The following is a 4,635-nucleotide window of genomic DNA, read 5'->3' on the forward strand; positions in this document are numbered from 1 at the left end:
CGTGCTGGCAGCCGTCGAACAACGAGAAGAGGCTAAGAAGGCGCCCGCAGCAGCCGCGCAAGCCTCGGCCGCGGCACCCAAACCCGCCGCCGCGCCAACCCCGGCGGCCGCGCTGGCGCATCTGCGCGGCACCACGCAGAAGGCTAGCCGCATCCGGCAGATCACCGCCGCCAAGACCCGCGAATCGCTCCTTGCCACAGCGCAACTCACGCAAACTCACGAGGTCGACATGACCAAGATTGTGGCGTTGCGGGCGCGGGCCAAAGCCGCTTTCGCAGAGCGGGAAGGCGTCAACCTGACCTTCCTGCCGTTCATCGCACGGGCAGTGATCGACGCGCTCAAGATTCATCCCAACATCAACGCCAGCTACAACGAGGAAACCAAGGAGATCACCTACTACGACGCCGAACATCTCGGGTTCGCCGTCGACACCGAGCAAGGACTACTCTCGCCGGTGATCCACAACGCCGGCGACTTGTCGCTAGCCGGGCTGGCACGCGCCATCGCCGACATCGCTGCTCGCGCGCGGTCGGGCAACCTCAAACCCGACGAGCTGTCCGGCGGCACCTTCACCATCACGAACATCGGCAGCCAAGGCGCTCTGCATGACACGCCGATCCTGGTGCCGCCGCAGGCCGCCATGCTGGGCACCGGAGCCATCGTCAAACGGCCGCGGGTCGTCGTCGACGACAACGGCAACGAGTCGATCGGGATCCGCTCGATCTGCTATCTGCCAATGACTTACGATCACCGGCTCATCGACGGCGCCGACGCCGGACGTTTCCTGACCACCGTCAAGCATCGGCTCGAAGAAGGAGCCTTCGAGGCCGACTTGGGGCTGTAGGAAGGGCTTGAAGAGACCGTGGCCAAGTCCGTCATAGCGATTTCCGGTTCGTCCGGCCTGATCGGAACAGCTTTGGTGGCCGCGTTGCGCGCGGCGGACCACCGGGTGGTGCGCATCGTCCGCCGCACCCCCGCGAATTCCGGTGAGCTCCACTGGAATCCCGAAAGCGGCGAATTCGATGCCACCGCGTTGAGCGGAGTCGACGCCGTTGTCAACCTGTGCGGCATCAACGTCGGGCAGCGCCGCTGGTCCGGCGCGTTCAAACAAAACCTCCGCGACAGCCGCATCACACCCACCGAGGTGCTGTCCGCCGCGGTCGCCGAGGCCGGTGTCGGTGTGCTGGTCAATGCCAGCGCGGTCGGCTACTACGGCAACACGAAAGATCGAGTGGTTGACGAAACCGCTTCACCGGGTGAGGGTTTTCTCGCTCAGCTGTGCCAAGACTGGGAAGCCGCCACGGCGCCCGCCCAACGCAGCGGCGCCCGCGTCGTACTGGCCCGCACCGGCCTGGTGCTGGCACCGTCCGGTGGTGCCCTCGGGCGGCTGCGCCCCCTGTTCGCGCTGGGGCTGGGCGCCCGGCTGGGTAGCGGCCGCCAGTACATGTCATGGATCAGCCTCGAAGACGAGGTACGGGCGCTGCAGTTTGTGATCTCGCATGACGTGCTGGCCGGGCCGGTGAACCTAACCGGCCCTGCGCCCGTCACCAATGCCGAATTCACCGCGGCCCTGGGCCGCGCGGTGCGCCGGCCCACCCCACTGGTGCTGCCTGGATTCGCGGTGCGTGCCGCGCTGGGCGAGTTCGCCGATGAAGGGCTGCTGTGCGGCCAGCGTGCGATTCCCGCCGCACTCGAACGCGCCGGTTTCCGGTTCAACCACAACACAATCGGCGAGGCACTTAACTACGCCACCGCCCGGCCCGACGCGGCCTAGTCGCGTCGCTGCGCACGCCGCCAAACAGAAGCGTAGGTCGTCACGTCGCACTCGACCACAGCCGTGACTTCTGTCTCGCGGACGCACCGCGACGCCACCCGGGTAGCCTCGGCCTGTGAGCTCCATCAGGTCGAGCCTGAATCGGATCGACGTCCGCCACCTCGGCGTCGTCGATTACCGCGCTGCCTGGCAAATGCAACGCGAATTGGCCGACGCCCGGGCCGGCGGCGGCACCGACACCCTGCTGTTGCTGGAACACCCGTCCGTTTACACCGCGGGCCGGCGCACGCTGCCGCACGAGCGACCCGCAGACGGCACGCCGGTCGTCGACACCGATCGCGGCGGCAAGATCACGTGGCACGGGCCGGGACAACTCGTGGGCTATCCCATCATCGGTCTGGCCCAGCCGCTCGACGTAGTGAATTATGTTCGGCGACTTGAAGAATCGCTGATCAAGGTGTGCTCCGATTTCGGGCTGGCGGCAGGCCGGGTCGACGGCCGCTCGGGAGTGTGGCTGCCGGCCGGCCGTGGCCGGCCGGCGCGCAAGGTCGCCGCCATCGGTGTGCGCGTGTCACGGGCGACGACGCTGCACGGCTTCGCGCTCAACTGCGACTGTGATCTGGATGCGTTCACGCGGATCGTGCCGTGCGGGATCAGCGATGCGGGGGTGACGTCGATAACGGCCGAACTCGGCCGCCGGGTCGGTGTTGCCGACGTGCGGTCCGCGGTCGCCGACGCGGTATGTGACGCGCTGGACGGCGTGCTGGCGGTGCGCGACCACACCGCCGCGCGCGTAGCATCGCCGTTGTGACCGTTGCGCCCGAGGGCAGAAAGCTGCTGCGCCTGGAGGTCCGCAACGCGCAGACCCCGATCGAACGCAAACCGCCGTGGATCAAGACCCGCGCCCGGATGGGGCCGCACTACACCGAGCTGAAGGGCCTGGTCCGGCGTGAGGGCCTACACACCGTTTGCGAGGAGGCCGGCTGCCCCAACATCTACGAATGCTGGGAGGACCGGGAAGCCACCTTTCTTATCGGCGGTGACCAGTGCACCCGTCGCTGTGACTTCTGCCAGATCGACACCGGCAAGCCCGCGCCGCTGGACCGCGACGAGCCGCGCCGCGTCGCCGAGAGTGTGCACGCGATGGGGTTGCGGTATTCCACCGTCACCGGTGTGGCCCGCGACGATCTGCCCGACGGCGGGGCGTGGCTGTATGCCGAGACGGTGCGCGCCATCAAGGAGCTCAACCCGTCTACGGGTGTCGAGCTGCTGATACCTGATTTCAACGTCGATCCGGCCCGCCTTGAGCAGGTCTTCGCCGCACGTCCAGAAGTGTTGGCGCACAACGTCGAAACTGTGCCGCGCATCTTCAAACGGATCCGGCCGGCGTTTACCTACCAGCGCAGCCTCGACGTGCTGACCGCTGCCCACGAATACGGCTTGGTCACCAAAAGCAACCTCATCCTCGGTCTGGGTGAAACGCCCGACGAGATACGTGCGGCCCTGACTGATCTGCACGACGCCGGCTGCGACATCGTCACCATCACCCAATATCTGCGCCCGTCGCTGCGTCACCACCCAGTGCGGCGCTGGGTCAGGCCTGAGGAGTTCGTCGAGTACGCCGGGTATGCCGAGCGGCTGGGGTTCGCCGGGGTCTTGGCGGGGCCGTTGGTGCGCTCGTCATATCGTGCCGGCCGACTCTACGAGCAGGCCATCCAGCGGCGGCAGGCCGCCACACCGCGCTGAACGGCGTTTTCCGTATCCTTGGCGATTATGGCGAAATCCCGCAATTCGGCGGCGACCAAGGCCGCCAAAGCCGAAGCCAAGGCCGCCCGCAAGGCCGCCTCCAAGGAGCGCCGCACTCAGCTGTGGCAGGCGTTCACCAATCAGCGTCGAGAAGACAAGCGGCTGCTGCCCTACATGATCAGCGCGTTCGTGTTGATCGTCGGCGTATCCGTAGCGGCCGGTGTGGCAGCCGGCGGATTCGCCACGGTCATGATGATCGCGCTCGGTGTGGTGCTCGGCGCGCTGGTGGCGTTCATCATCTTCGGCCGGCGTGCGCAGCGGTCGGTGTACCGCAAGGCCGAAGGCCAAACCGGCGCGGCGGCGTGGGTGCTGGAAAATCTGCGTGGTAAGTGGCGCGTCACCCCCGGCGTGGCCGCGACCGGTCACTTCGACGCCGTGCACCGGGTGATCGGCCGGCCCGGCGTCATCCTCGTCGGGGAAGGATCTCCGGTGCGCGTCAAGCCGCTGCTTGCCCAGGAGAAGAAGCGCACTGCGCGGCTGGTCGGTGACGTGCCGATCTACGACATCGTCGTGGGCAATGGGGAGGGCGAAGTTCCGTTGGCCAAACTGGAGCGTCACCTCGCACGGCTGCCGGCCAATATCACCGTCAAACAGTTGGACTCGTTGGAGTCGCGACTGAGCGCGCTGGGGTCGCGGGCCGGCGCGGCCGCGATGCCGAAGGGGCCCATGCCCACCGCCGGCAAGCTGCGCGGCGTCCAGCGCACGGTGCGCCGGCGCTAGCTAGCTCAGCGGCGTACCACAGCGGTGCCGCTCACCCGGTCGTGCAGTCCACGGCCGTCACTGTCGACGAACAAGGCGGGAACGACCAGCGCGATCAGTACGCCGCGGATTACCGCCCGACCAAGCCCGACATGCTTCCGCCCCCGGAGAGTGACCACCCCGAGGCCCAGCGCCAGCTGCCCTGGCGTGAAGCCGAACAGCCGCACAGCTATCACCCCGATTACGAACCAGATCACCAGCACCGCCGCCGACAGCGACGCCGGCGTCACCCACCCGAACGTCAGCGCGAGTGCGGCCAAGCCATAGGCAATCAGCCAGTCAACCAGCAGCGCTGC

General features: G+C 67.5%; 6 protein-coding genes. 5 read left to right on the forward strand and 1 reads right to left on the reverse strand.

Annotated elements, in window-relative coordinates:
• The 5 genes from sucB to VFA16_RS03610 all read left to right on the forward strand — a co-directional run.
• A partial coding sequence (gene sucB, locus VFA16_RS03590) for a 2-oxoglutarate dehydrogenase, E2 component, dihydrolipoamide succinyltransferase (RefSeq protein ID WP_324966493.1) occupies nucleotides 1–844 on the forward strand: 844 nt, incomplete at its 5' end.
• 18 nt (nucleotides 845–862) lie between these two features.
• The gene (locus tag VFA16_RS03595) at nucleotides 863–1,774 is read left to right on the forward strand and encodes a TIGR01777 family oxidoreductase (RefSeq protein ID WP_324966494.1); all 912 of its coding nucleotides are present in this window, start codon (nucleotides 863–865) and stop codon (nucleotides 1,772–1,774) included.
• 115 nt (nucleotides 1,775–1,889) lie between these two features.
• Entirely contained in the window at nucleotides 1,890–2,585 is a 696-nt protein-coding gene (gene lipB, locus VFA16_RS03600; protein WP_324966495.1) for a lipoyl(octanoyl) transferase LipB, read from the forward strand.
• Nucleotides 2,582–3,520 (forward strand): lipoyl synthase, encoded by a 939-nt coding sequence (gene lipA, locus VFA16_RS03605; RefSeq protein ID WP_324966496.1) that lies wholly within the window; start codon nucleotides 2,582–2,584, stop codon nucleotides 3,518–3,520. The genes lipB and lipA overlap by 4 nt, the downstream gene beginning before the upstream one ends.
• 27 nt (nucleotides 3,521–3,547) lie before the next feature.
• Nucleotides 3,548–4,300 carry a DUF4191 domain-containing protein gene (locus tag VFA16_RS03610; RefSeq protein WP_324966497.1) on the forward strand — a complete coding sequence of 251 codons (753 nt, stop codon included), beginning with the start codon at nucleotides 3,548–3,550 and terminating at the stop codon, nucleotides 4,298–4,300.
• Nucleotides 4,301–4,305: 5 nt separating this feature from the next.
• Here VFA16_RS03610 and VFA16_RS03615 read toward each other — a convergent pair.
• Nucleotides 4,306–4,635, reverse strand: a 330-nt coding sequence (locus VFA16_RS03615; RefSeq protein WP_324966498.1) for an RDD family protein, incomplete at its 5' end; no start/stop codon positions are given.

This window comes from Mycobacterium sp. (genome assembly GCF_035653355.1).
Taxonomy (GTDB): domain Bacteria; phylum Actinomycetota; class Actinomycetes; order Mycobacteriales; family Mycobacteriaceae; genus Mycobacterium.

Bases quoted from the DNA above. Each gene is read 5' to 3' on its own strand.
- VFA16_RS03610 (WP_324966497.1), top strand. From the start codon at position 3,548: ATGGCGAAATCCCGCAATTCGGCGGCGACCAAGGCCGCCAAAGCCGAA.